Source organism: Enterococcus sp. 12C11_DIV0727, assembly GCF_002148425.2.
Classification (GTDB): Bacteria; Bacillota; Bacilli; order Lactobacillales; family Enterococcaceae; genus Enterococcus_L; species Enterococcus_L lemimoniae.
Window position 1 is genome coordinate 1,019,349 of the sequence record NZ_CP147248.1, and the last position, 26,936, is coordinate 1,046,284.

23 protein-coding genes are annotated in these 26,936 nt (G+C 35.6%); 6 read left to right on the plus strand and 17 right to left on the minus strand.

From position 1 onward, the window contains the following. Positions 1-17 precede the first annotated feature (17 nt). Genes hydA through ssnA form a run of 3 tightly spaced genes read right to left on the minus strand, consistent with a single transcriptional unit; the run spans position 18 to position 5,827 of the window. Positions 18-1,400, minus strand: coding sequence for a dihydropyrimidinase (hydA, locus tag A5866_RS04935; protein ID WP_086444200.1), 1,383 nt, complete (start codon positions 1,398-1,400; stop codon positions 18-20). 49 nt (positions 1,401-1,449) lie between these two features. Further along, entirely contained in the window at positions 1,450-4,455 is a 3,006-nt protein-coding gene (gene ygfK, locus A5866_RS04940; RefSeq protein ID WP_086444199.1) for a putative selenate reductase subunit YgfK, read from the minus strand. A gap of 37 nt (positions 4,456-4,492) precedes the next feature. After that, positions 4,493-5,827 carry a putative aminohydrolase SsnA gene (gene ssnA / locus A5866_RS04945; RefSeq protein ID WP_086444198.1) on the minus strand — a complete coding sequence of 445 codons (1,335 nt, stop codon included), beginning with the start codon at positions 5,825-5,827 and terminating at the stop codon, positions 4,493-4,495. Positions 5,828-6,264: 437 nt separating this feature from the next. Between ssnA and A5866_RS04950 the strand changes: the two genes are divergently transcribed. The 3 genes from A5866_RS04950 to A5866_RS04960 all read left to right on the plus strand — a co-directional run bounded on the left by A5866_RS04950 (position 6,265) and on the right by A5866_RS04960 (position 9,190). Continuing rightward, entirely contained in the window at positions 6,265-6,903 is a 639-nt protein-coding gene (locus A5866_RS04950; protein WP_086279053.1) for a helix-turn-helix transcriptional regulator, read from the plus strand. Between the two features lie 185 nt (positions 6,904-7,088). Beyond that, positions 7,089-8,423, plus strand: a complete 1,335-nt coding sequence (locus A5866_RS04955; protein ID WP_086445575.1) for a Mur ligase family protein — start codon at positions 7,089-7,091, stop codon at positions 8,421-8,423. Positions 8,424-8,494: 71 nt separating this feature from the next. Next, the gene (locus A5866_RS04960) at positions 8,495-9,190 is read left to right on the plus strand and encodes a type 1 glutamine amidotransferase (protein ID WP_086279051.1); all 696 of its coding nucleotides are present in this window, start codon (positions 8,495-8,497) and stop codon (positions 9,188-9,190) included. 47 nt (positions 9,191-9,237) lie between these two features. Here A5866_RS04960 and manA read toward each other — a convergent pair whose 3' ends face one another. The 8 genes from manA to A5866_RS05000 form a co-directional block, all read right to left on the minus strand. Then, positions 9,238-10,212 (minus strand): mannose-6-phosphate isomerase, class I, encoded by a 975-nt coding sequence (manA, locus tag A5866_RS04965; protein WP_086445576.1) that lies wholly within the window; start codon positions 10,210-10,212, stop codon positions 9,238-9,240. 58 nt (positions 10,213-10,270) lie between these two features. Further along, positions 10,271-11,293: a serine hydrolase domain-containing protein gene (locus A5866_RS04970; protein ID WP_140335174.1), complete on the minus strand. Its 1,023-nt coding sequence runs from the start codon at positions 11,291-11,293 to the stop codon at positions 10,271-10,273. Between the two features lie 38 nt (positions 11,294-11,331). Beyond that, a complete protein-coding gene (locus A5866_RS04975) occupies positions 11,332-12,168 on the minus strand; it encodes a VOC family protein (protein WP_086445577.1) in 837 nt (278 codons plus the stop codon). Positions 12,169-12,467: 299 nt separating this feature from the next. Beyond that, on the minus strand, positions 12,468-13,703 hold the full coding sequence (locus tag A5866_RS04980; RefSeq protein WP_086444197.1) for an ABC transporter permease: 1,236 nt from the start codon (positions 13,701-13,703) through the stop codon (positions 12,468-12,470). Then, on the minus strand, positions 13,700-14,410 hold the full coding sequence (locus tag A5866_RS04985) for an ABC transporter ATP-binding protein (RefSeq protein WP_086444196.1): 711 nt from the start codon (positions 14,408-14,410) through the stop codon (positions 13,700-13,702). The genes A5866_RS04980 and A5866_RS04985 overlap by 4 nt, the downstream gene beginning before the upstream one ends. An 11-nt stretch (positions 14,411-14,421) precedes the next feature. Continuing rightward, on the minus strand, positions 14,422-15,582 hold the full coding sequence (locus tag A5866_RS04990) for an efflux RND transporter periplasmic adaptor subunit (RefSeq protein WP_086444195.1): 1,161 nt from the start codon (positions 15,580-15,582) through the stop codon (positions 14,422-14,424). Between the two features lie 241 nt (positions 15,583-15,823). Next, positions 15,824-16,471 (minus strand): TetR/AcrR family transcriptional regulator, encoded by a 648-nt coding sequence (locus A5866_RS04995; RefSeq protein ID WP_086444194.1) that lies wholly within the window; start codon positions 16,469-16,471, stop codon positions 15,824-15,826. 156 nt (positions 16,472-16,627) lie between these two features. Further along, positions 16,628-17,215, minus strand: a complete 588-nt coding sequence (locus A5866_RS05000; protein WP_086444193.1) for a guanylate kinase — start codon at positions 17,213-17,215, stop codon at positions 16,628-16,630. A 537-nt stretch (positions 17,216-17,752) separates the two neighbouring features. Here A5866_RS05000 and A5866_RS05005 point away from each other — a divergent pair. After that, a complete protein-coding gene (locus A5866_RS05005; protein ID WP_086444192.1) occupies positions 17,753-18,661 on the plus strand; it encodes a helix-turn-helix domain-containing protein in 909 nt (302 codons plus the stop codon). A gap of 62 nt (positions 18,662-18,723) precedes the next feature. Here the strand turns inward: A5866_RS05005 and A5866_RS05010 are convergent, their stop codons facing one another. From A5866_RS05010 to licT, 3 genes are all read right to left on the minus strand, one after another. Continuing rightward, complete coding sequence (locus A5866_RS05010) at positions 18,724-20,172, minus strand: glycoside hydrolase family 1 protein (protein WP_086444191.1); 1,449 nt, start codon at positions 20,170-20,172, stop codon at positions 18,724-18,726. Between the two features lie 91 nt (positions 20,173-20,263). Next, complete coding sequence (locus A5866_RS05015; protein WP_086279041.1) at positions 20,264-22,153, minus strand: beta-glucoside-specific PTS transporter subunit IIABC; 1,890 nt, start codon at positions 22,151-22,153, stop codon at positions 20,264-20,266. A 184-nt stretch (positions 22,154-22,337) separates the two neighbouring features. Then, positions 22,338-23,180 carry a BglG family transcription antiterminator LicT gene (gene licT, locus A5866_RS05020; RefSeq protein ID WP_086444190.1) on the minus strand — a complete coding sequence of 281 codons (843 nt, stop codon included), beginning with the start codon at positions 23,178-23,180 and terminating at the stop codon, positions 22,338-22,340. Between the two features lie 235 nt (positions 23,181-23,415). Between licT and A5866_RS05025 the strand changes: the two genes are divergently transcribed. Next, on the plus strand, positions 23,416-23,709 hold the full coding sequence (locus A5866_RS05025) for a rhodanese-like domain-containing protein (RefSeq protein WP_086444189.1): 294 nt from the start codon (positions 23,416-23,418) through the stop codon (positions 23,707-23,709). A 198-nt stretch (positions 23,710-23,907) separates the two neighbouring features. Then, positions 23,908-24,528 (plus strand): FMN-dependent NADH-azoreductase, encoded by a 621-nt coding sequence (locus A5866_RS05030; RefSeq protein WP_086444188.1) that lies wholly within the window; start codon positions 23,908-23,910, stop codon positions 24,526-24,528. A gap of 46 nt (positions 24,529-24,574) precedes the next feature. Here the strand turns inward: A5866_RS05030 and A5866_RS05035 are convergent, their stop codons facing one another. The 3 genes from A5866_RS05035 to A5866_RS05045 all read right to left on the minus strand — a co-directional run bounded on the left by A5866_RS05035 (position 24,575) and on the right by A5866_RS05045 (position 26,917). Continuing rightward, positions 24,575-25,741, minus strand: coding sequence for an AI-2E family transporter (locus A5866_RS05035; RefSeq protein WP_086279037.1), 1,167 nt, complete (start codon positions 25,739-25,741; stop codon positions 24,575-24,577). Positions 25,742-25,745: 4 nt separating this feature from the next. Further along, complete coding sequence (locus A5866_RS05040; RefSeq protein ID WP_086444187.1) at positions 25,746-26,108, minus strand: PTS glucitol/sorbitol transporter subunit IIA; 363 nt, start codon at positions 26,106-26,108, stop codon at positions 25,746-25,748. 158 nt (positions 26,109-26,266) lie between these two features. Then, on the minus strand, positions 26,267-26,917 hold the full coding sequence (locus A5866_RS05045) for a 3D domain-containing protein (RefSeq protein ID WP_086279035.1): 651 nt from the start codon (positions 26,915-26,917) through the stop codon (positions 26,267-26,269). Between the last annotated feature and the right edge of the window lie 19 nt (positions 26,918-26,936).

Consider the following 26,936-nt stretch of genomic DNA (forward strand, 5'->3'; position numbering starts at 1 on the left):
CAAGTTGATTGATTCCCTTAGTCATTTTTGGTGATGTTCCGGAAAATAAATTTTCCTTGTTTTTCTGCGATCACTTGACCATTTTCAGCCACTTTTTGCCCTCTTAGATAAACGGCTCGCGCGCTGCCTTTTGTTTGCATCCCGTCATAAGGAGTGTAATCTACATTTTGTAGCTGAGTTTTTGCTGAAATGACGCCTGTAGTTTTGGGATCCCAAATGACGATATCTGCATCGCTGCCAGCTTGGATAATGCCTTTTTGTGGATATAAGGCAAACTGTTTGGCAATGTCTTCTGAAATCAGACCAACCATCCGCTCTAAACTGATTTTTCCAGTCGTTACGCCATAGGTATAGATCAACTCAGGACGAGTTTCGACACCCGGCATCCCGTTAGGAATTTTACTAAAATCTTCTTTGCCAATCGTCTTTTGTCCCTCAAAATTAAAACTGCAATGATCCGTTGAAATCGTATTGACTTGACCATCGATCACACCATCCCATAAAGCCTGCTGATCACCAATACTACGTAACGGTGGTGAACAGACATACTTCGCTCCTTCAAAGTCAGGACCATCATATAAATGTTCGTCCAATACTAAATATTGCGGACATGTTTCCACAAAGACTTTTTGATTTCGTGCTCTCGCTCGTTTTATAGCTTCTAAAGATCGTTTTGTGCTTAAATGAACAATATTAACGGGTAAACCAGCTAAATCTGCAATCATTAAGTATCGTTCTACAGCTTCTGCTTCAACTGAATCAGGTCTTGTTAAAGGGTGATAATGAGGTGATAATTTCCCTTCCGCTACAAATTGAGCAATCATTTCATTGACCATATCACCATTTTCACAATGAATACCTAGCATTCCTTGGTACTTATGAATCTCATTCATTGCTTCAAATATTTCAGCATCTGTTGTCCTTAAATTGTCATAGGCCATATACATTTTAAATGAAGTAATCCCAACATCAATCATTGCTTTAACTTCTGCCTTGATAGCGGGATTCCACTCAATGATCGACATATGATAGGTATAATCACAAGAACTATTCCCCTGTGCCAACTGATCCCAAGCAGCTAGGCAGTCTTTTAATGAACTGCCTTTACTTGGTGTCGCCATATCAATCACTGCAGTGGTTCCTTTAGCAACAGCTGCCTTGCTTCCCGTATAAAAATTATCTGCAGTCCCCATTGAGCCTTTCCCATTGTTTAATTCTAAATGAGTATGGGCGTCGATAAATCCCGGCAGTAAAAAACATTCTGTCACGTCTTCGACTGTAGAATTTTCTGTTTTTAAATGAGTACCCATTTCAACAATTTTTTCACCATCGATTCTTACATCTAATTGACGGCGACCATTAGCGGAAACTACGATTCCGCCCTTTAAAAGAATAGACATTTTTTAACCTCCATTTTTCAGAAGTTGTTTTTGCGCAACTCATGTCTTTTTACATTTGCATACAGTATTCATATTCTTCGATCATCGTATCCATCAATTCGATGATATCTGCTGGAATATCAACTCCTTGTGCTGTTAAATGGACGGTTGATGTATTGCTCCATAAACGAACCAGACAAATTTTTTCTCTTGGGTCAATAACGTAAAAACCTGAATTCGTACTATTTTGAAAATCAGCTTCCGTATTGAATAGCGTAAATTTATCTTTGTATGGTGCACTTGCATAAGGACAAAACGTTTCACAGTTGCCGCATTCATTACACATACGATCAACATGAACAATTTGTGGTTGCCCTTTGACTGTTACAACAATATTGGCTCTATTTGGACAAACATCCATACAAGATTCGCAGATCGTTGAACATTCTAAACAATTGCTTGCTTGGCCGCACAAAGCTTCATTTGTTTCTAGTAGGCCTCGTTTATTACGCACAGCTGCAGAATCATCGTTTAGATTTGTTTGTTCATAATGATGATTATGGATTTGACAAATATTTCCTGCAGCTTTCGTTGCGTCAGCAATGGCTTCCACAATTGTTGCCGGTCCTAGATTAGCATCTCCAATCACATAAACATCTTTTAAATTTGTTTCTAACGTTGCTTGATTTGACACGACTTTCCCATATTGATCAGTTGTAATCCCAATTGATTGATAAAAGTCTGTATCAACTTTTTCACCAACAGCAGCTACAACTGTATCAGCTGGAACTTCCGTATATTCGCCTGTTCCAACAGGTTTACGACGACCAGAGCCGTCACGTTCACCTAAGCGCATTTTTTCACAAGTTAATAACCCATTGTCCAATTTAATTGGTGACAATAGCTCTAAGAATTCCACACCATCTTCTAACGCGAAGTACAACTCTTCCTCATCAGCTGGCATGTTACGTTTGTCTCGACGGTAAACAACAGAAACCTTCTTCACTCCCGGTAAAGTAGTTGCAGCTCTAGCACAATCCATTGCAGTATTTCCACCGCCAACCACTACGATTTGTTCACCATATGGATTGACTTGAGGATTTTCGCGATTGGCTTTTAAGAATTCTAGCGAGTTTAGCGTTTCACCTGCTTCTAATCTTAACTTCCCATGTTTCCATGCACCGATTGCATAAATAACATTGGTATAGCCTTGTTCACGTAATGCTTCAATACTCGGTGCAGCTTTTCCAGTCTTAAATTCCGCTCCCATAAATTTAGCCATTTCAACATCGTTTTGAACAGATTTCATTGAAATTCTAAATTCTGGTACGATTTGACTACAAACTCCGCCGATCGTATCTGCTTTTTCAAATACAGTGACTGGCATTCCTTCACGAGCAAGTAAGAATCCAGCAGAGATTCCAGCTGGTCCACCACCTACAACCGCTGTTTTAGGCGCATTTTCTTTTCGAACTGGTTTTTCCATCGTCGCCATTAATTCGTCATAAGCATGTTCAGCCGCTTCCAGTTTTGCCTCACGAATTTTGATCGATCCTTCATAGAACTGACGGGTACATTTTGTCATACAAGGATGCGCACAAATTGTTCCCGTTATGAAAGGCAACGGATTTTTATCCACGATCACTTTTAAGGCCTCCAAATAGTTGCCTTCGCTAACGTAACGAAGATAAGCTGGAATATCTTGATCGATTGGACAACCTCCGTCACTACGACAAGGAGCTGTATAACAATTAGTTAATGGAACGGTTGTACGTAGTTTAGGACTTTCAGATAATTTGATTGATTTTTTGTAGCGACCTTGTGTTTTTGCTTTTTCAACGATTGCTATCAGTTTATCTAGATCAACACGTACTTGTGTTGGATAATCTGATTCACTTAACAGATTCGCTACTTGGTTCATGCGTTGATAGCCACCTGGTTTCAATAATGTTGTAGCCATCGTAATCGGCCAAATCCCCGCATCAAAAATATCTTTAATATTGAAAATATCTGCACCGCCAGAATAAGAAATTTGCAGTTTTCCATCGAATGCATCCGACAATTTTTTAGCTAAGGAAATACTCAATGGGAATAATGAACGTCCTGACATATACATTTCATCCCCAGGTAATTCATCTTCAGCAATCCCAACAGGAAAAGTATTCGTGATTTTCACGCCAAAGTTTAACCCTTTCTTGTCTGCTAAAGTCTGTAGTCGTTTTAGCATCGGAACCGCATCTTCAAATTGTAAATCTGCTACAAAATGATGATCATCAAAAACCATATAATCAAAACCTAGTTCATCCATTGTTTGACGTGTGTACTCATAACCAAGCATAGTTGGATTACACTTAATAAATGAATTTAACCCTTTTTCTTCTAATAAATAAGTTGTGATTCGCTCGATTTCGTCTGATGGACAGCCATGTAGTGTAGAAAGTGTGATTGAACGGCACACATTTGGACTGATTCCTTCGATAAATTCTTTGTCGATAAAGTTGAATTGTGGTAAGTATTTATAGGCAGCTGCTTTACATTCTTGCCAAATCGGTGTATTTTCAGCATCTTGCATATCTGTAATATATTTATCAACTTTTGGCGACTGAATACCAGCTAAATCATACCCAACACTCATATTGAAAATAAATCCATCTGGGTCTCCTAAACCAAGTTCTTTACTAAGTAGTTTTAAAACAAACCACCCTTTGACATATTCGTCATAAGCTTGGGGAACACGCAATTCAGTTGACCATTCTACGTTGTAGCACTCATCAGCTGCTGTAATACACGGCTTACTTACAGGTAAATCTTCTCCATCAATAATTTGAACTGTTTTAACTTCAAAAAAACGTGAACCGGTCAAATAAGAGGCAATAATATTTTGAGATAACTGGGTATGTGGTCCTGCAGCAGGGCCACAAGGTGTCTCCATTTTTTCACCAAATAAAGGCATTGTCTTACTGGAATCAGCTTTATAAAACTTTCTTACACCAAAAATTGTTGATTCATTTTTATATTCGTTTAAGATCCAGTTCAATAACCCATCGATCGAAATCGGGTGCATGATGTCACTCATGTTTGTCACTCCTTTTTATTTTTCTAAGCTAGTAATACTAGCTATTGATTCTTGTCCAAAGCGATTGTGCTTGTACTTGAGCATCATGCCAGATTTTTTCTTCATCAACGCCTTGTACTTCTCTATTTTTCATACGAATCTCACCATTGATAATTGTATCGGTAACAGCGCCACCATTCATGCCAAATAGAATATGAGAATTATAATTGTCTTTTGTCATTGGTGTTGGTCCTTTATAATCCAACACAATCACATCTGCTGCTGCATCTGCTTCTAAAACGCCAAGTTTTTTTTCAAAATAACGATTTGCCATTTGTGGATTATTATTGAATAACATCTGCGGGATTTCTGCCCAAGCAGCATTTGGATCTGCTAAATGATGTTTGTGAATGATATTTCCCACCTTGTATGATTCTGTAAGATCATTCGTGTAACCATCTGTTCCCAGTCCCATTAAAATGCCATACTCATTAAGCATCCGCATTGCTGGCGGACAGCCTACAGCATTTCCCATATTAGATTCTGGATTTGTTACAACCATTGTATTAGTATCTCGTAATAGTTCCATTTCATGGGGATTGATATGAATACAGTGGCCTGCCATTGTTTGCTTCCCTAAAATACCCAAGTCATATAAACGATTTACGATTGGCTTTCCATATTTTGCAAGTGAATCATATACATCAGCGATGTCTTCTGCAATATGGATATGATAACCAACCCCTTCTGGCGTATAAGCAGCGCAATGTTCTAACGATTTGTCGGATAACGTAAAGGCTGCATGTATTCCCATCATCGCTTTTTGCATATCATCACTGCGTTCACCGCTTATCTTGATAAAGTCAGCATTTTCTTTAACTGCTGCTTTCATTTTCGCTTCACCATCTCGATCGGATACTTCATAACATAAACAAGTACGAACCCCCAGTTCATCTGCTGCATTAGAAAGCTGGGTCAAACTACCTTCAATCGCACCATAACTAGCGTGATGATCGAAAACTGTCGTCACTCCATTTTTAATACTGTCCAAGTAGGCAATTTTAGCGCTATGATAAGAGTCTTCTAAATTCAATGTTCGATCGATACGCCACCATTGTCCCTCTAAAATATCCATAAAATTTTTAGGATGATAGTTATTGATACTTAATCCTCTCGCGAATGTACTATAGATATGATTGTGCATATTGATAAATCCTGGCATAATCACGCCGCCTTTGGCATCAATAAATTCAGCTTTGGGAAACTCTTTGCGTAAATCCGTTGTTGCTCCTGCTGCTTTGATTTTCTGACCCTCAATTGCCACACAACCGTTCTCAAAAAATGTCCCTTCCTTGTCTCTTGTGATCAGTCGTCCATTTCCTATTAATAACATCATTGCCCTCCTATATTTCTTTTATTTTTTTGCCGAAAATAGAAATCGCTTTCATAAAGTATAGTTCAAACATTCACGAATGAATGGTTATCTGAATAACAATTTATATATTCTAATCTCACACTAAAAAAGCGCTTGCAATCATACTCATGATGAACTATTTCCTCTAACTCGATTAAATTATACCACCATACCTAAAAAAAAAAACAATGCTGCCTAAAAAATATTTTTTAGTGCAAAACGCCCATTGTCTTGTATTATGATTTACTGCATGATATTATTACACACGAAGCGAATTATAGATAACCATTTTTCTCTAAAAATGTCTATATATATATCTATTATTTTCTTAAAATTGTAAGACAAGCGAAATCAAACCTAAAGTATCATTCAATTTACTTAAAAATAAACTCTGTAAGATAGAAAGGAGTGAAATTATGCTTTCCGATGAAAAATTAAATTTTCTGACTCAAGTTGCTAAAGCTTTGGCTGGTCAGTTTGGTGAAAATTGTGAAATCGTTATTCATAAAATCAATGAAAACAATGTTAACAATACCATCGTCTCTATTGAAAATGGCCATGTTTCTTCGCGTCAGCTTGGGGATGGACCCTCTCAAGTTGTTTTAGAGGCATTAAAAAAAGATCCAGCTGATTTGATCGATCACGTCAATTATTTGACGCGAACACATGATGGTCGTATTTTAAAATCAAGCACCGTTTATTTCAAAGATAAATCTGGTAGCTTAGATGGAATTTTTGCCATCAATTATGACATCACCGCTTTGATTGCGGCCGAATCAACGTTAAAATCACTTGTTTCCATCGATGAACAAGAGGATGAGAAAGAACCTGATTATATTCCTCAAGATATCAACGAACTTTTAGATGATTTGATTGATGAATCAGTGAAATTAGTTGGCAAACCTGTTCCATTGATGACAAAAGATGATAAAATCAAATGCATCCAGTTTTTAAATAGCAAAGGAGCCTTTTTAGTAACAAAATCAGGCGACAAAGTAGCTGGATTTTTCAATATTTCAAAATATACATTATATAGCTATATCGATGCTAAGTAACTATTCGGGATTTATTATTAGGCAGTTGTGTTCTTTTTGAACCTAACTGCCTAATTTTTATTTTCCCTAATATAGTAAGAAAGAGTAAAAGCAATTAATTTTTTTTTTTAATTGTGGTATTATAGATTGAGTTTATTATTGAATTTAATTTTTGATTGTTGATATAAATTGGAGGGCACTACTTTATGGGAATTAGAAGTCATGTAGCGATAGCCGCTGGAAAAACTTCTCAATGGGTTTTACAAACTTTTTTCAAAGGCGGCAGCAGCTATCCTGGAAAACTAGCACTAAAAATCGATCCAAAAATTTTGGATACCTTGGCAAAAGATTATGAAATCGTCGTTGTTACTGGTACGAATGGAAAAACATTGACTACTGCTTTAACGGTAAATATTTTAAGACAAGAATTTGATCACGTACTGACGAATCCAACAGGTGCGAATATGGAACAAGGAATCGTTTCAACGTTCTTATCTGCCAAAAATAAAAAAGCAAAAAAGAAATTTGCCGTTTTAGAAATCGACGAGGCTAGTTTAAGTCGTGTTACAAAATATATCGAACCAAAACTATTCTTATTTACAAATATTTTTCGAGATCAAATGGATCGCTACGGTGAAATTTACACTACTTACAAATTGATTGTAGATGGTGCAGCGGCTGCTCCTAATGCTCCAATCCTATGTAACGGTGATTCACCGATCTTCAACTCAGTTGAAACGATCAATCCGAGAAAATACTATGGGTTTAATCATGAGCCAGATAAAGAGCAAGTGGCTCATTACAATACAGATGGACTACTTTGCCCAAAATGTCACCATATTTTACATTATAAAATGATCACTTATGCTAATCTTGGAAAATATTATTGTCCAAACTGTGGTTTTCATCGTCCTGAACTAGATGTTCAACTTACCGAGATGGTTGCAATGGATAATACTTCTGCTGATTTTGTCATTGATGGTTCTGAATATAGCATTGCTGTTGGGGGAATGTACAATGTCTACAATGCCTTGGCTGCTACGGCTGTTGCAGAGCATTACGGTGTTGCGCCGGAAAAAATCAAAGCAGGACTAAGCTATGATGAAAAAGTATTTGGTCGCCAAGAAACCATCAATATTGATGGTAAATTATGCACGTTGATTTTAGTTAAAAACCCAGTTGGTTTAAATCAAGTGATCGATATGATGGGCCTTTCTCCTTATTCTTTCTCACTTGTCTCATTATTAAATGCGAATTATGCAGACGGTATCGATGTTAGCTGGATCTGGGACGGTGACCATGAGTCGTTTGCCCAAATGGACATTCCCGAAGTGATTGCTGGTGGTGACCGCCATACAGATATGGCTTTACGACTAAAAGTTGCTGGAATTCCTGAAGATAATTTAAAAGAAATCCCTAATCTTGAGGATGTAATCACGGCAATCAAAAAATTGCCGACAGAACGTGTTTATATTTTAGCTACGTACACGGCAGTTTTACAGTTACGAAAACAACTAACTGCTCAAGGTTATATTAAATAGTTGTGTATCGGTGTGAAACACTTTTGTCTTATGATCTTCTGAAAAAATAAAATACGAATGAGGTAAAAACAATGACTAAAGAATTAGTTGTATGCCATTTATATGGAAATCTACTAAATACTTATGGTGACAATGGTAATTTACTAATGTTAAAATACCTTGCTGAAAAAATGAATGTCACCTTTCGTTCTGAGATCATCAGTATTTATGAACCTTTTGACCCGAATAAATATGATTTAGTTTTCGTTGGTGGTGGTCAAGATTTTGAGCAACTGATCATTTCTGAAGATATCCAAACTAAAAAAGAAGAACTGACCGAATATATTGAAAATGATGGCGTAATGTTGGCAATTTGTGGTGGATTTCAATTGTTAGGCCACTATTATATGGGAGCTAAAGGTGAAAAAATCCATGGAATCGGTGCTTTGGATCACTATACGTTAAGCCAAGATAATAACCGCTACATTGGTGATATTGTCATTCATAATGAAGAATTCAATGAAACGTATTACGGTTTTGAAAATCATAATGGCCGAACTTTTCTCGGAAAAGGTGAGCGTCCTTTAGGGAATGTAATCAAGGGAAAAGGCAATAATAGTGAAGACGGTTCTGAAGGTGTAATCTACAAGAATGTTTTTGGTTCTTATTTCCACGGACCGATTCTTGCTCGTAATGAGAACCTAGGCGTTCGCTTGATCAAAACTGCCTTAGAAAAAAAATACAGTGAACCCTTTGAGGTCCCACAAGAGGTATTGACTGTTAAATAAACAAAAAAGTGTTAGGAAAAAAATCCTAACACTTTTCTTGTTTATTTTTAGGCATCTACACCAGGCTCTGAAGCAATAATCGTCAAGTCTCCTTCGACACGCCATTTTGTGATATCATTCGGTAAAATAAAGCTTGTTCCTTTACTCAATTCATAGCTTTCAGTTTTAACCGTCTCAACCTCTTCAATGATCAACTGACCGACACCATCAATGACTGTTGCTAATGTATACGGCGCATTTTTTTTAAGATTCAATACACCTTTGACTTGCCATTCATATACATTGAAAAAAGGTGTTTTCAAGTAGGTAATAATACTTGATTGCCCTTGGTTTTGTTGCTGGATCGATAATTGTGCCTCTTTAGCTGGAACTGTCGTAACATCCACAGATTGTTGAATGTGCAGTTCTCTCGTTTGGCCTTGATCATCTTTTCTATCGTAGTCATATACACGATACGTTGTATCACTACTTTGTTGTGTTTCTAAAATCATGATCCCTTTACCGATTGCATGGATCGTTCCACTTGGCACATAGAAAAAGTCACCTTTTTTAACTGGAACTTTTTTCAGTAAATCATCCCAACGTGCATCTTTGATCATTGCTTCTAGTTCTTCACGGCTCTTGGCATTATGTCCATAAATGATCGTAGATCCTGGTTCAGCATCAATAATATACCAACACTCGGTTTTTCCAAGTTCGCCTTCATGAGCCAATCCATAAGTATCATCTGGATGCACTTGCACAGATAAATCATCTTCCGCGTCCAAAATTTTTGTTAATAAAGGAAAAACATCGCCCTTGGCATGACCAAATAGTTCACGGTGATTTGCCCAAAGTTCGTCGAGCTTTTGCCCAGAAAAGACACCATTCTCCACAGTGCTAACACCATGAGGATGCGCACTGATCGCCCAGTCTTCTCCGATTTTATTACTTGGTAAGTCAAAACCGAATACAGTGTGTAAACGATCGCCACCCCAAATTTTTTCTTGGAATACTGGTTTTAGAAATAAAGGTTGCTGCATAGTTTAGAGACTCCCTTCCATTTATACTCGTCAATTATACCACTAAAAAGAAAGCGATTCATCTTTGTTTGCTATTTTTTTCTTTCAAATAAATGTCAATCAATTCATCTCTTTTTTCAATGTACGTTGCTCTCTCATCTACGGGATGAACTCGATTAGATAGAAAAATAAACGCTTCTTTTTCTTTTAGATCAATTAGCAAAAAAGTTCCTGTATACCCAGTATGAAATAAAAACGGCCTTCCTGTTAAATCAGCTTTCAAATCCCATCCTAAAGAACGATGTCCGCACTTATCTGGTGTTTGATCCGCCAACAACAAACAAACTGTCTGCTTTCTTAATACTCTCGTTTTCTGATACAGGCCTTCATTCAAATACATTGAGGTGAATTTTTTAAGATCAGCTAAGTTAGTGAATAAACCAGCATTGCCAGCATGTTCAGCTAAAACAAACGCTTTTGGATCATGAGTTTGTCCGCGAATCACACCTCTTACGGGATGGTTTTCTGTTGGTACGGTTTTGGATGGATCTGATGGTAAAAAGCAACTATCTGTCATATCCAAGGTGTCTAAAACACGTTCCTTAAAAATTTCAATGACGTCTTTCTCTAGCAATTCTTCTAACATAAATCCCAATAAAATCGTCCCAGTATCTGTATATGCTACTTTTTTTCCTAAAGATTCCCCTGAGCGAACCAGATTATATGCCTGCTGCAATTCACTTTTCGATAAAGCATCTCGATTTTCAATATAACTTTGAATATCAGATGTATGAGTCAATAGATGTCGAATCGTTATTTTTTCATCTTCAAATACTGGATAATAATTTTTGAAAGGTGCATCAATTTCGATAATTTTCTCTTCCAGCAATTGTAAGACCACTGTTGTTGTACAAATAACTTTTGTCAAAGAAGCAACATCAAAAAGCAGCGAAGGCTTTAGCTCTTCGACTGTAGGTATAAGTCGAGCATTTCCCCAGGTATGATCTTCGGATGCTGTGTCAGTCATAAATGAAAAACTAACACCAGGAAAAACACCCTCATTCATCAAAGTCTTAATTTTTTTGCTTGTTTCTTTATACATCATTCATTTTCCTCATTGCTTTTATTCTTATTTCTCAACTAGTTTCGTACAAACCACCATTCAATGTCACTTGGATCATAAATGGTTAAAATGGTTAATTTTTTATCAACAAAAAATTTTTGCTGCTTATTTTCTAAATGCTGCTTAAGTAATTTCATTTCAGTTTCAGTTTCTAATCCTAAAACGAAAAAATCTACTCCCAAACATTCTTCACTCTCTAGTTTATTCTCATTTTGTGTGACAGAATCTGCCAAGTAAATCTCAAAATTACCATTTTTCATCGACAGCTTCCCCATTGAAACATCTTCAGAAAACATTCCTAAAACATCTTGATAAAAAGCTAAATGCTCTGACTTGTTTTCTACATGCAGTTTGATCCGATCAAATACCACGTCTGCTGAAAGGCTTGAATATAATACATTGCTTTCTTGTATTAATGTTTGAATATCTAGTGATTCAGCTGTCTCTACAGCTTGGTTAACTGATTTTTGATAATTAATTTCCAGCTCATTCCCCTCGGGATCTTCTAAGAAGACACTTTTACGATTTCCTTGCTGTACTGATTTACCGATAGGATAATTATGTGCTGTAATTCTTCTCAAAAGACTACCAAATTCTTCCTTAGTCGGAATTCGTAATGATAAACAAACAGCTTTGTTCAAAGAGACTAACTGCTCTTCAGCTAGATCTGCTTCCTCTAATATCAGCAATCTGCTATCCTTTTCTTGTGAACCAAAGATAGACAAATTATTTTCTTCCAATTTCAAAATAAACCCCAACACATTTTTGTAGAAACGAACCATTTTTTCTACATCTTTCACACGCAACGCAACCGTTCTTACATATACATCTTCCGATAATTGAAACTTTTCCATTCGTCTTCCCCCTCCGAATGTCTCCCTATATTTATTCTAAACATCTCGACTGATTTCAGCAAGCAAATGTACTTTTTTCGTTCATCACTCTTATAGATGAAACTGAATAGAAGTAAATTCTATTTACCTAGACCAATTAAGAAGTAAAATACAATCACTTGATTACCACTTATTCTATACCAATTATCGGATAAAATGAATATAATATCCACATTATTGTTTAAATAATATTTGTAAATAAAAAAAGATGCTGAATCTGCTGTTCAAACATCTTTCTTTTTAGCTATTAACTAAGTTACTTAATTATAAATGGCCTTGATTGGATCCATTCTTGACGCACTAATCGCAGGGATAATCCCAAAAATAACGCCTGTAAAAATCGAAACTACTGTGGAAATCGCAAATATTGCTGGGGTCATGACAGGTATGATATCTACAAATCCACCGACGAGCGTAGAAAGCAGGTAACCTATTCCCACACCGATCAATCCACCTAACAACGTAATAAATGCCGCTTCCAATAAAAATTGCATTAAAATCATTCGCGGTTTTGCTCCAATTGCTCTACGAATCCCGATTTCTCGTTTCCTTTCCGTTACAGAGACATACATGATATTCATTACACCAATTCCTCCAACTAATAGAGAAATTGCTGTCACAGCCATCAGAAACATCGTCATTCCTCCGATAGCGTCTTCCATTTGTTTTTGATTCTTTTGTTCCAGATCATTTTCTTTGAACACACCTTTAACATCTGGATGATTTTCACTTAAAATCGTAACCGCTTGAGCAATCACAGTTTGTTTATCAGTACCTTCTTTTAATTTAAAATTGATTCCACTAATTGACTTTGAGCTAGCCAATTTATTATAAGAACTTCTTGAAACAAAACTGCTTGAAACAGTATTCCAATCCAAAGACATTGCCTCAGTATTATCTAATGAATCATAATCAAATGGTTCCAAAATACCGATTACTTTGTACATATAACCATTGATTGCAACTGCTTTACCAATCAATTCACTTGGATCATCCATTTTTAAACTCATATCAAACGTATCATGATTTAAGATGATCACATCTTTATTGATATCTCGATCATCGAAATCACGACCATATTTTAGTTTGTTGTTGCCCCTGTTTGAAGTGACCATCAAGTTTGCCTTGGCACCAAAATAATCCAACTGAGTCGTTAAATTATCCCCCATCACACCATCGCCATATTGAGGATAAATCGTTTCGATACCATCGATATCTCTGACTTTTTTCATATCAACTCTTGAAAAACTATAATCAGGTTCTTCAAAGCTCATCATTCCCGAAGCACTTTCATCTTGCATGGTATAATGGAGCTTAACGACATCCGTGTTCATTGCACTCGTTGCCGACATTACTTGTTTTTTCATCCCTTCACCAAGAGTAGAAATGGTCACAACGGAAGCAATTCCAATGATAATACCGATCATCGTTAGAAACACTCGTAATTTATGCGCACGTAAACTTAAAAGTGTACTAATCAATAAGTTTGAAATCATCGAATCACCTCTTCTTCAAGAAAGCGGCCATCTTTCATATGAATCACTCGAGTGGCATATTTCTTCATATCTGCATCATGAGTAACCATTACAATCGTCTTTCCTTGACGATTCAGCTCAGTCAACAACTCCATGATTTCTGTTCCCGTCTCACTATCTAATGCTCCTGTAGGTTCATCAGCCATGATCAAAAGTGGATCATTGACTAAAGAACGCGCAATCGCTACACGTTGTTGTTGTCCACCAGATAATTCATTCACTTTAGCTTTTGTTTTTGCTCCTAAACCAACCAACTCTAGATATTTTTCAGCAATCTTGCGCTTTTCATCATTGCTTTTTTTACCTTCATAAACACAAGGTAATTGCACATTCTGACTAACATTCAGTGAATTGATCAAAAAGAACTGTTGGAAAATAAAACCCAAATATTCATTACGGAATTCTGATTTCTTGTTTTCTGAAAGAGTTGAAACATCTTCCCCTTTGAAAAGATAATTTCCATCAGACACTCGATCTAAAAATCCAATGATATTCATCAAGGTGGTTTTACCACTTCCAGATTTTCCCATGATCATAATAAATTCACCTTCATTGATCGTCAAATCCAATGATTTTAAAACCTGCAATTTTTCTTTCCCAACAGGAAAATACTTATTGATTGCTTGCATCTGAATAAGAGGTCGCGGGCTTTGCTCTTGTTGTATCATGTCTGCTCCTCCTATTCTTTTGCTGCTGGCGCTGCTTCTCCCGATTCATCCGTGCCTTCTCCAATTAAATCGCCTTCCTTGACTTCTTTCTTAGAAGAAACAATGATTCGATCTGCAGATTCTAATCCTGAATTTATAACAGTATTTTCTCCTTTTTCTTCACCAATTTGTACATCACGGCGAATTACAGAACCAAAGTCATTGACCAATACATATTTTTTACCATCTTGATCATGAACTGCCTTTTTAGGGACCTCGATTGGTTTACTATCTCCTAAATTGATCGTCGCTTGCATATGATAGCCATTTTTTATTCCTTCTAAACTATCAAGCGATAATTTTACATTATAATTGGACATCGATCCTTCAGCATTACTGCTTTCACCTTGAGCTGCTTTGACTTCCGGCGGATTGTCATCAATATACGAAATTTTTCCAGTCACGGTAGTACCACTTGAAACAACTGAAAGATTTGCTTTTTGATCAACAGCAATCTTCATTAAATCTTTTTCATTTACTTTTCCAGCAACGTATAGACCATCTGATGTTAAACGAAGAACAGGAGCATTTTCATCCTTAACTTCTGGGATAGAAACGCGTCCTTTAAATTTTGCTTTGGTTGAGATAAATTGCTTGGTAGACAGGTCAGCTACCGTTTCATTTGAAAACAAAATTTCTTCATCAACACCATCAACCTCAGCTTGATGTTGTTCATCAATCGCGGCTCCGTTTGTTGTTCGCTCTTCTTCTTTTGTTTTATTATAAGTATCGATTGCTCGATTCCATTTCTTATAAATATTCTGTTTTTTTGTCGCTAGTTTACTTAGGGTATTATTTTGCGCTTCGATTTCTTTTGTGATTTCCTTGTCTTCATAGGTAAATAATATTGTCTCTGGTTCGACAACGTCCCCATTATTTACTTTGATTTCTGGTGTACTTGTCATTTTTGCATCTTTTGAAAAAGCTTCTGCCTGTTCCGGTTGTACTACACCATTGATGTAGACTTGTTCAATATCTGGAACTTCAAAGTATTCGATGCCTAAATCCTCCGTAACCGCTTTCTGATCTGAACTAGCAGATGGTTTGCCACCGAATAAATTAGGAAGTATAAATAGACCGATAAGTACCACAGCAACTATTCCAACAATAATCATTATTTTTTTCTTTTTCATAACCCTTCTCCTCATCTCCTTTTAATCAAGTTATCTTATTCGACAACTTTAGTTATCCTACTCTTTCATTTAACCATTATTGGCTCTATCATACAAGTTACATTTTTGTAATTTTGTGAATATTGAAACTTGTTAAGGTTCTCTATTTTCATTTTTACTTTTCTTGCTGAGACTAAATAAGACTAGAATATAAATGGATTCTTCATCCTATTCTAATCTTTTTATTTAGATGCTACACAACTTATTTAGAGAGTCCGTTTTTCACCCAATTTAGTTTGATTTTAAAATCGTTTATAATCCCGGTTAAATCCTTTTCAAGAGGATTATCTCCTTTTTGATACCCCTCTATGATCGAAGTAAAAACAATATTTATCAGTATTTGCATCACCATTTTAAATTCTTTTTCATCCGCAATCTTTAGTTTAGATCGATCAATCAAGGTATAGAGTTGATGCCCGTGACGCATTTTTTGTGATTTTTCTCCCTTCTTTTTAATCGTTTGCAATTCAGGCAAAATCCGCACCATTGAGCGATAATCACTATCCATATAAAAATGTTTATAAAAGCCCGCATGTGGCCCACTTAATGCTTCTAAAACTATTTTTGAGAAATATTTTCTCATTCCGTCAAATAAATCTCCGTCTGATTCTTGCACACATTTTGTGATTTCACTTTTTCTATCCTGACTTAATAAATCAAAATAATAATAGTAGAGATCTTCTTTATCTTCGAAATATTGATAAAAACTGCCTCTGGGTATCTCAGCTAGCTTTATAATATTAGCAATCGATGCTTCTTTCAGTGCAACTCTAGAAAATTCGATCGAAGCCGCCTCCAACAATCTACGTTGTTTTTCTTCTGATAAATGGAAAAAAGTACTTTTTGGCATTTTGTTCCTCCCTCTCTACAACATGACACGATGTCACATAACGTGACTTCATCATAGCACCTTAAAATGAAAAAAAATAGAAAAGGTGTGAGTTTTTCATGGGAACATTCTTTATATAAATAATTAAGCACAAAAAAGCTAGATGAATAGCGCATTTCATCCTAGATCAAGTTGCATTACTTCAGTTACTGCCTGCTTTACAGCCTTAACAACTTCTTCGAATGGCTGGTTTGCATCGATAATATAGTGATGCGGATAGTTCATCACTGTATTTTTATTTGTAGATTCCTGATCATAAAGTGCCCCACGTGCATTTATGACTTCTTCGCTTACTTCTCTAATTTTTAACCTTGATAAAACATTTTTTTTGGATACTTCTAAAAAAATCGGAATAACCATACTTCCAAATTGATTTTGAATTTTCTGAAAACCATTGATTGTTAATACATCATAAGCAGAATGATTCTTTGTTTTGTTCATTAACTCCGCAATTCCTACCCCATAATGATAGCCATGATAAGTATCATACTCAGCTAATGACTTAGTATTCACCAAATAGTCAAATCGCTCTTTTGTTTCAAAATAATAATCCGTACCATCTTGCTCTCCAGTTCTAATTGGACGTGTTGTATGAGAAACCACCTTGTACTCTTTCTGAAAAACTGCTTCTGCTATTCTGGTTTTACCCGAACCACTTGGACCAATAATAACAAAAAAAGGATGTTTTAATTTTGCTTCTCCCATAGTCACTCCTCCTTGTAAATTTACTATACAACAATTAGAAAACTGCTTCAAAGAAAAAGACAAACATGAACGTAATTCTTAGTCATGATTGCCTATCTCTATTTTGTAAATTAATCTTCCATAATAGTAAAAAATAACTACCAATTTATTTATAGCAATGTTATAATTACATAAATAGTATTTTATTAAAAATACTGTCGATGCATCTTCTAACAGCACTAAACTTCCCCAAGCTTTGAAATGTTAGAAGATGCTTATAGATTTAAGTTCCTACAGTGAAAGCAAATAAACTAAACAATACAACAGCAACACCTAAAGTCATTTTTTCTCCCTCCAATCTATGATTATTTATAAAAGCTATTCTATATAAAAATATCTTTCATAAGATTATTTTAACAAACAACAAGACTTAAATAAACAACAATTAGATAAATTTGCATAAAACACTAAAATAAATGCTTTTTTTTTATAATATATGTTTTTTACACAAAAACACTTATTTTCTTATCATACGTGCAATTTTTAGGAGTGAATCATATGAAAATAGGCGAAACTTTAAGATTTTTCAGAAAGAAATTACATCTAACACAAAAAGAAATGTTGGATAATCATTTAGATCCTTCCTCTTATTCCCGTATCGAGCACGGGAAACAAATTATCAGAATTGATACTTTAGCTGAAGTTTTAAAAAAATTATCCCTCTCACCTGAAGAATTTTTTGCACGAATCTCTTTGGATGAAGACCAAAAAAAATTTAAGGCACTATTTTACTATTGTGCTGAACATTTAGATAATCAATCTATGAAACAAAAATTAGTTGATTACTATCTTAAACTAGCAAAATTTCAACACAATTTAAAAGAACTTTCAAATTATATTGTTATCAAAGTTTACTTTTCTCAATTTTGGAGTGAGATTGATCCTATTACTGATAAAGAGATTCAAGAGATAGTCAATTACTTATTAAAAAAAGATTATTATCAACAATTCGATTATCTAATTATATCAAATACTATTAGATTTTTTAGTACCAAACAACAAGACCTAGTTCTTTCAAGAGCAATTCCAATTTCTGATGAAGATTTAAGAGATTCTACAACTTTGAATTTTGCTTATAATATGCTTACAAATGTTATTTCCTCTAGAATTCATGAAAGAGATTATGAAGGTGCAGCGAAGTATCTATCAATTGCAAAAAAACAAGATAAAAAAGGTAAAAATTATAATTTTCGTATGAATCTCCAATATTTAAATAACTTGCTAGAGTATTTAGTAACGGGAGAGCACCATTACATGGAGTATCTATATGACTTTATCAAATTAATTGAAAATATTGGTGACCTTCAGCAAGCGGAAACTTTAAAAAAAGAGGTTACCTATTTGACTCACAGTAATTTCACCGTAACCGATAAAACAAGCTTTCCAAATGGCTTATTCAGATATTAACCATTGTTTAACAAAAGAGCCCTAACTCAGAGTTTATCACTGAGTTAGGGCTCTTTTTCATGCTAGTTTAAATCCGATCCATTTGTTTCAATCACTTGTTTATACCAATTAAATGATTTTTTCTCATAGCGATTCATTGTACCTTCACCATTATCATCTAAATCAACATAGATAAAGCCATAACGTTTACTCATTTCACCTGTTGAAGCACTAACTAAATCAATACAACCCCATGGTGTATAGCCCATTAAATCAACGCCGTCATTGATCGCGTCAGACATCGCTTCAATGTGACGACGTAAATAATCAATGCGATAGTCGTCTTCTACATAAAAGTTTTCATCTACTTTATCAATCGCACCTAAACCATTTTCGACGATAAACAAAGGTTTTTGATACCGATCGTATAATTCGTTTAGAGCAATTCTTAATCCCTCTGGATCGATCTGCCAGCCCCATTCACTTGCTTCCAAAAATGGATTACGCACACCGCCTAATAAATTTCCGATCACCGTATCTTCTTCTTCCGCTGTTTCATTAACTGCTGAAGACATGTAGTAACTAAAACCAATATAATCAACAGAATATTGTTTCATTAATTCTAAATCATCCGCACCAATTTCCAAGTCAGATACACCATATTTATCAAACATCCGTTGTTGGTAAGCTGGATACTCACCACGAACTTGAGCATCTGTACAATAAAAATTGAATTCTTGATTTTGAGCTAGTGTAGCCATTTGGTTGATTGGATTTGCATCAATACTATAGGTTGTCGCGTAGATGATCATACAACCGATTTGCATATCTGGATTGATCTCATGACCGATTTTAACTGCTTTAGCACTTGCCACAAATTGGTTATGCCATGCTTGGAAAATATTTTGATAATCACCAGCACCAGTTGCTTTGACCATTCCTTGGCTTAATGCTGGGAAATGGAATGCTGAGTTGATTTCGTTAAACGTCATCCAATAGTTTACTTTTTTACCGTAGCGTGTTAAAACGACCGTTGCATATTTTTCAAAAAAATCGATCATTTTACGATTTTTCCAGCCACCATATTCTTTTGCAAGGTGTAAAGGCATTTCATAGTGTGAAATTGTAATAACAGGTTCAATTCCATGTTTCAAACATTCATCGATCACTTGATCATAAAATTTCAATCCTGCTTCATTTGGTGTTGCTTCGTCCCCTTTAGGGAAAATTCTTGCCCAAGCAATTGAGAAACGATAACATTTGAAGCCCATTTGTGCAAACAGTGCAATATCTTCTTTAAAACGATGATAGTGATCAATTCCACGATGGTTAGGGTAAATAAATTTATCTTCATCAATTTCCCAATTAAATGTATCACTTCCTAAAATTTGAAAGCGTTGTTTACCACCAGGCATTGCATCTGCTACTGATAAGCCTTTACCGTCTGAACGATAAGCGCCTTCTAATTGATTCGCTGCAGTTGCACCACCCCATAAAAATCCCTCTGGAAATGCTGTTGTTTTGTTTGACATTATTATTCCTCCTTATTCTAAAACCATAGAGGGCTAACTTTTTCAGCCCCCTTAGCTAAGTAAATTTAAAGCGGTAAACCTTAACTATAAATTAACGTACAATCGCTAAGAAATCTTCACCATGTAAAACATCTGTTTGATCCATATCTAATACATCTAGATAGTCACCACTATTTGTAACTACAACAGGTGTTACAACGGGATGACCTGCTGCTTTGATTTTTTCAATGTCAAATTTAACTAGGAGCTCCCCTTGTTTGACTTTATCACCTTGTTTCACTAGAATCTCGAATCCGTCACCATCCATCTCAACGGTATCCATTCCGATGTGCATCAACACTTCCGCACCATCTTCAGTTGTGATTCCAACTGCATGGCCTGTTGGAAATAGTGTTGTGATTTCTCCATTTGCAGGAGCATAAAGTTCACCCAAAGCTGGTTCAACTGCAATTCCTTTACCTAATGCACCAGATGAAAATACTTGATCTTCTACTTTGTCTAAAGGAACGATTGTTCCAGTAATTGGACTTTTTAAGACGATTTTATCATTTTTATTGCCATGTTGCGTTTCTGAATTAGAACTGTTGCCTTTTGTAGCTGTTTCACTGCCTGCTTCCGGTTTATCTTCAAATTTTAAAATAAACGTTAAGACGAATGCAATCACAAATGCAATTACTGTTCCAATAACTGCTGCGATCAAACCAGATGTATCTTTTGTATCTTGTGGAATAAAGCCTGGCAAGCTTAGTAAACTAATCAAACCAAATACATAGTTTTGAACATGACTGAACCCGATAAATGCTCCACCAACAGCTCCACCGATACAAGCCGCAATAAATGGTCTTTTAAGTGGTAATGTGACACCATAAACAGTCGGCTCAGTAATCCCAAATACTGAAGTCATTGTAGAAGAAAGAGCTAACCCTTTCAATTTTACATTTTTTGTCATAAAGAAGACTGCTAGCGCTGCTCCACCTTGTGCTAAAACAGCTGGTAATAACATTGGTGCCATTGTATCAACGCCACCACCTGCTTGAGAAAGATTCAGCATCATGATTGGTACAAAACCCCAATGCATACCAAACATAACGAATACTTGCCATAAACCACCCATCACAGCTCCTGCAATAATTGGACTAAGCCCATAGATTCCATTGTAGCCTTTACCTAATAAATCTCCCAAAATCGTGCCGATTGGACCAATTGCAATAAATGTTACTGGCGCCATTACTAAGAATACTGCCAAGGGAACACAGATAATTTGTAAGAACGAAGGAATGATTTTTTTAAAGAAACGTTCTACATAACTTTGAACATACACTGCTAAAATAATTGGAATAACAGAAGACGTATATGCACTAGCACCAATAATAACTGGAATACCCGCAAAGCTTAATGTTTGACCTGCTAAAGCACTAATACTTGGATGAACCAATGCCATCGCTAAACAGACTGCTAAAAACTGATTTGTTTTGAATTTTTTCGCAGCTGTAAATGCTAAAAGAATTGGTAAGAATGTGAAGATTCCATCTGCTATTGCAAAGAGAACTACGTAAACACCTGATTCAACAGTCAACCAATTTAGCGTCAAGGCTAGTGTTAAAAACCCTTTTAAAACCCCAGCTCCAGCCATAGCTCCTAAGAATGGTGTAAAGATAGATGAAATAATATCAATTAATTGATTAAATATATTCCCTTTAGGACCTTCATCTTTCTCTGAATCATCATCGCCTAAATTACTATGAGCCATCAACTCTTTATAAACATCACTAACATGACTACCAATCACGACTTGATACTGACCGCCGCTTTGAACGACTTGAATCACATCTGAATCTTGATTTAATTTTTCGGTATCTGCTTTACCTTCGTCTTTCAATTTAAAACGTAGACGTGTTGCGCAATGAACTACGCTGTTCACATTTTCTTCTCCGCCAACTAACGTTAGGACGCGTTCAGCGATTTCTTGATTTTTACTCATTTTATATGCCCCTTTTCCTTAATTTTTTATATAAAAAAACCTAAACTGAAAAAACAATACTCTACTATACCTAAAAAAACTAAATATAGGTGAATCACTTGTTTTTTCAATCTAGGTTTTGCCTGCTAAACAGTAACAATCCGCTTCGATTGAATGCTAAATTTTTAATAACAATAGATAAACATTACGCTTTTTTCTCACCAACAACTCGCTGGATGTGAATGGTCAAATAAATCTGTTCCGCTTTATCAATTGGTTTCTGATACTTCTTAACCAGATAATCATTGATTCTGTGGACTGATTGAAATGCCTTTGGATATTTACTTTGAATCAATTCGTACAGAAAATCATCCTCTTCATCGTGGGCTTCATTTTGCAAATAACGTTGTGCAAAATATTGTAAATGCGTCACGATTCTTTGGTAATTCAGTGAATCCTCATCAAATGGTTTACCGAAATAACGACTGATGATCGTTAAGATATCTCGAACCATTTCAGTTGCCGACATAGTTACTTCCATGTTGCCATTGGCTTGTTCACTGTTTACAATGTGAAAGGCAATAAAACCAGCTTCGCTTTCTGAGAAATCTATGTCCAGTCTTTCCTTAATCAACGCTACGCCTTTTCTAGCAATAGCAAACTCTTTCGGATAAAACTTTTTTGTTTCAAACATTAGTGGATTTGGCATTTCGAGACCTTCTTTAGCTCTCATAATGGCATAATGCACATGATCCGTTAACGTTAAGTATATATTAGATGAAAGCTCGATGCCTAAATCTTCTTCTGCTATATCGACAATTTTTTTGACGATCTCTACTTCTTCTACTGGAATGTCTGCAAATAATTGCTGAAACTGTCCTGAAGTGATGGAATCTTTAAGAATAAATTCTTTTTCAATAAAAGCTGGATCAATTACATCCCCAATCTTCTTCTGAAATGCAAGACCGCGGCCCATACAGACAATTTCTTCACCTGATTCATTTTTTGTCATGACGACATTGTTGTTTAAAATTTTTTCAATATTCATGATGAACCTCACCTTTTACAAATACAAATGAAAAAAACCTAGAATCCACCCAAATAAACAATTATGGAAGATTCAGGTTTTGCCTGCCAAACAGTAACAATCCTTATTACATGCATAGCATAACATGATTTCAGTTTATTTGCAACCCTTTTCAAAAAACAACTGGTAAATAGTTTTTAGACATCTCTTAAGAAGTGCCAGAGTTTTAAAAAAAATATTCGTAAGGATGAGTTGTATGTTTGAATCGATTTCTATTCCAGATTTTGAAACACTTTATACTGAAACTGAACTTAACGTTATCGACATCCGTGAAACCAGTAATTATCTAAAAGGACACTTAGCCTACTCAATATCACTACCTGCCACTCTTTTGCCAAATATGTTAAAAAAACTGAATAAAGAGAAAACCTATCATATCATTAGTTATAGTGGGCGGCGTTCTGAAATCATTGCCTCATTTATGGCTTCTAAAGGTTTCCATGCTGTCTATGTAATTGGTGGAATACAGCATTTTTCACAAGCATTTTAACATTAAAAACGAGACTGGTCTATAACTCTGTGAGTTACAGACCAGTCTCATAGAATCCGAATAAATGGAGGGATTAGACGCTTCTGTCCCAACCTTTTTTATAAAATTTATGCAAATATATTGATTTTCTTACTTTTTATTAGTAAAATAGTTTTTGTCTATAAAAAATGATACTGAGGTATTCAAAGGAGATTTTACATGTCAAAATTACTTGTTGTTAAAGCACACCCGCTCACTAAAGAAGAATCTCGTTCGGTTTGTGCGTTAGAAACGTTTTTAGAAAGTTATCAAACACAAAATCCTACAGATGAAATCGACATTCTTGATGTCTATGCTGATTTTGTACCAGAGATTGATGAAGAATTACTTTCTGGTTGGGGTGCATTGCGCACTGGTACTGAATTTACAGCTTTAAATGAAAGCCAACAAACTAAAGTTGCCCGTTTCAACGAGCTGACAGACCAGTTCTTAGGTGCTGATAAAGTAGTCATTGCCAATGCGTTATGGAATTTAAATGTTCCAACTCGTTTAAAAGCTTGGGTTGATACAATCAATGTTGCTGGCAAAACATTTAAATACACTGAAGAAGGACCAAAACCTTTAACTAACGGTAAAAAGGCCCTACACATTCAATCAAATGGTGGCTTCTACGAGGGACAAGATTTTGCTTCCCAATATGTAAAAGGAATTTTAAACTTCATCGGCGTTGCTGAAGTCGATCAATTATTTATTGAAGGAATCGACCATCATCCTGAAAAAGCTGAGGAATTATTAGGTGCGGCAATGGATCAAGCAACAACTTTAGGTAAAACATTCTAAAAATAAAAAGACCGAAACAGACATGCTAGTCTATTTCGGTCTTCTTTTATTCTAATTTTTTTAATTCTTCTTCTTCATGATACAAACTGGAAACATCTTTATACCATTCAAAGACATGCGTTATAATGACCTTAGCTGCCGCATAAATAGGTATTCCTAAAATAACGCCAACTACACCGAATAGCTTCCCGGAAGTCAGCAGCACGACTAAAATCGTCACTGGATGGATATCAAGTTGACTCCCCAACACCAATGGTGAAATCACACGACCTTCAATTGTTTGTTCGATAACAAATACAACCAACACTTTTACAAGTAAAATTGGACCGCCTACGATTCCTAAAAACACAGCTGGTACCATTGCTAAAAATGATCCTAGATAAGGAATCAAATTAAGAAAACCTGCCGTAATGCCTAACGTGATTGCATAATCAAGTCCAATAAAAGAAAAGCCTAGAATAAACATTACTGCTACAGCAAATGCTACAGTCAGCTGACCACGAATATAAGAAGAAACTTGAGAATTAACTTCCCCCAGAACCTTCAATGTAGGTTTACGCATTTTATTGGGTAAAAATTTCATCAGATATGGCGCTAATTGTTTACCATCTTTTAAAAGATAAAATAAAATAAATGGCATCGTTATAATTGCAACAACGATCGTTGCAACTGCTCCAAAAAAGCTACCTATACCTTGAACTGTAAACGTAGAAATATTACGAATAATATCTCCCAATGAACTAATCATTTTGTCGCCCATGTCTTCTAACTGACTACGAAATTGAGCAAAAAACGGGTCACTTAAAATTTCTTGCATCTTTTGATCGATCGTATCAATATATTGTGGAAAATGGTTGCCAAAACTTATCGTCTGCTCTTGTATTTTGGGAACAATCACGACCAATCCCCAAATAATCAATGCCACCACTATAATAAATAGCCCAACGATACTCCAAATTCGTGGAACTTGTTTCTTTTCTAGATAATCAACGACTGGATTCATCAAATAATATAAAATACCTGCCATGATCAATGGTAAACCCACGACTCCTACAAATTGCCACACTGGCTTAAATAAATAGGACACCTTTGTAAATACAAGTAAAATTAGTAAAATGAGTAATACGATCAATAGTGAAGTCACTACTTGATTATTTAAAAACCAACGCCAAAACCATGAAAAACGTCTTTCTTTTTCTTTCTCTTGTCCCATTCAATCACACTCCAAGCGATGCATACTCAATGATTGATCCAACTTTGATTGTTGGAAATGCGCTAGGATCAAGGTATAAGCCATTCACAATAGCATCCTCTTCAGGTACATCAGCAAAAACTAGCGTTACATGAGCAATGCTATTCAAGTTATCGTTAGCAAACGGTCCTACATATTGAATTGTATAGTCTTGTTTGTCGATCTTTAATAAATCCCCTTTTTTCATGTTCAATGAGGGTATTTCTTGAAATTGTTGAATCACTGAATATTCTTTTAAGCCTTCTGTAGCACTTTCACCAAAAAGTATAATCATCGGTTCTTTTTCATCTAATGCACTAGCACCGATTTCTGTCACTGTAGCTTTCATCTAATTATCGCTCCTTATCCTATTAATCACTTTCATTATAGCATAGAACCTTTTTTCTTATTTGTTATTTTGGTCTTCATAAATTTATAAAAAAAAACAAACAAGATTTCACTCATCCTGTTTGTCTATTTAGACACGATACCTATCACGTTCAATTATTACGATAAAATCGTTACTTCTACTTGTCTGCGGCCCCAATTGATACATTGAGCTACATCAGAAAAGTGGAGGTCAATAATATTCCCTTTGATAGCACCACCCGTATCACTAGCAATCGCTTCGCCATAACCTTCAACATGTAGCTTTGTACCTAAAGGGATCACGCTAGGATCTACTGCAATTGCCATTGGGTCTACACGTAGGTCTTGCCCCATTGCGGTTAGATTGCCCCCACCGATAAACCCTTCATTACAAGAATAGGCTGTTGCTTCCATGATCAGCTTTTGACCACTGGGTTTGCTACTTTCGGCTGTTTGTTTTGCCAATTCGGCTTGTTTTTGTTCAGATTCAGCCTTTTGTTTTGCAAGTTGCTCTTTTTTGTCAGCTTCCGCTTTGGCTTTCTCAGCTTGTTCTTTTGCTATCTTTTCTTTATTTAAAATATCAGACTTTACTAATTGAAATGCTTTTCCATCCGTTATTGAATAGATCATTGAGCTTGATAATTTTTTGGTTTTATATTCTGGTACAATTGTATAATCTGTCAAACTCTTGATGTCACTGCTCTTATTTTCAGCTGCGTATACAGGAATAACTGATCCCGTAATAAAGCAGGTAATGATAAATAAAATCGCTAACCATTTTCGCTTCATTAAATTGTTTCCTCCCTAA

Excerpts from the sequence above, each read along its gene's own strand:
- A5866_RS05025 (WP_086444189.1), top strand. The coding sequence starts at position 23,416 with ATGTTTGAATCGATTTCTATTCCAGATTTTGAAACACTTTATACTGAA.
- A5866_RS05040 (WP_086444187.1), bottom strand. The coding sequence starts at position 26,108 with ATGAAAGCTACAGTGACAGAAATCGGTGCTAGTGCATTAGATGAAAAA.
- ygfK (WP_086444199.1), bottom strand. The coding sequence starts at position 4,455 with ATGAGTGACATCATGCACCCGATTTCGATCGATGGGTTATTGAACTGG.
- A5866_RS04960 (WP_086279051.1), top strand. The coding sequence starts at position 8,495 with ATGACTAAAGAATTAGTTGTATGCCATTTATATGGAAATCTACTAAAT.
- hydA (WP_086444200.1), bottom strand. The coding sequence starts at position 1,400 with ATGTCTATTCTTTTAAAGGGCGGAATCGTAGTTTCCGCTAATGGTCGC.
- A5866_RS04975 (WP_086445577.1), bottom strand. The coding sequence starts at position 12,168 with ATGGAAAAGTTTCAATTATCGGAAGATGTATATGTAAGAACGGTTGCG.
- A5866_RS05005 (WP_086444192.1), top strand. The coding sequence starts at position 17,753 with ATGAAAATAGGCGAAACTTTAAGATTTTTCAGAAAGAAATTACATCTA.
- A5866_RS04950 (WP_086279053.1), top strand. The coding sequence starts at position 6,265 with ATGCTTTCCGATGAAAAATTAAATTTTCTGACTCAAGTTGCTAAAGCT.
- A5866_RS05000 (WP_086444193.1), bottom strand. The coding sequence starts at position 17,215 with ATGGGAGAAGCAAAATTAAAACATCCTTTTTTTGTTATTATTGGTCCA.
- manA (WP_086445576.1), bottom strand. The coding sequence starts at position 10,212 with ATGCAGCAACCTTTATTTCTAAAACCAGTATTCCAAGAAAAAATTTGG.
- A5866_RS05045 (WP_086279035.1), bottom strand. The coding sequence starts at position 26,917 with ATGAAGCGAAAATGGTTAGCGATTTTATTTATCATTACCTGCTTTATT.
- A5866_RS05015 (WP_086279041.1), bottom strand. The coding sequence starts at position 22,153 with ATGAGTAAAAATCAAGAAATCGCTGAACGCGTCCTAACGTTAGTTGGC.
- A5866_RS04995 (WP_086444194.1), bottom strand. The coding sequence starts at position 16,471 with ATGCCAAAAAGTACTTTTTTCCATTTATCAGAAGAAAAACAACGTAGA.
- A5866_RS05010 (WP_086444191.1), bottom strand. The coding sequence starts at position 20,172 with ATGTCAAACAAAACAACAGCATTTCCAGAGGGATTTTTATGGGGTGGT.
- A5866_RS04985 (WP_086444196.1), bottom strand. The coding sequence starts at position 14,410 with ATGATACAACAAGAGCAAAGCCCGCGACCTCTTATTCAGATGCAAGCA.
- A5866_RS04955 (WP_086445575.1), top strand. The coding sequence starts at position 7,089 with ATGGGAATTAGAAGTCATGTAGCGATAGCCGCTGGAAAAACTTCTCAA.
- A5866_RS05035 (WP_086279037.1), bottom strand. The coding sequence starts at position 25,741 with ATGGGACAAGAGAAAGAAAAAGAAAGACGTTTTTCATGGTTTTGGCGT.
- licT (WP_086444190.1), bottom strand. The coding sequence starts at position 23,180 with ATGAATATTGAAAAAATTTTAAACAACAATGTCGTCATGACAAAAAAT.
- A5866_RS05030 (WP_086444188.1), top strand. The coding sequence starts at position 23,908 with ATGTCAAAATTACTTGTTGTTAAAGCACACCCGCTCACTAAAGAAGAA.
- A5866_RS04980 (WP_086444197.1), bottom strand. The coding sequence starts at position 13,703 with ATGATTTCAAACTTATTGATTAGTACACTTTTAAGTTTACGTGCGCAT.
- ssnA (WP_086444198.1), bottom strand. The coding sequence starts at position 5,827 with ATGTTATTAATAGGAAATGGACGACTGATCACAAGAGACAAGGAAGGG.
- A5866_RS04970 (WP_140335174.1), bottom strand. The coding sequence starts at position 11,293 with ATGTATAAAGAAACAAGCAAAAAAATTAAGACTTTGATGAATGAGGGT.
- A5866_RS04990 (WP_086444195.1), bottom strand. The coding sequence starts at position 15,582 with ATGAAAAAGAAAAAAATAATGATTATTGTTGGAATAGTTGCTGTGGTA.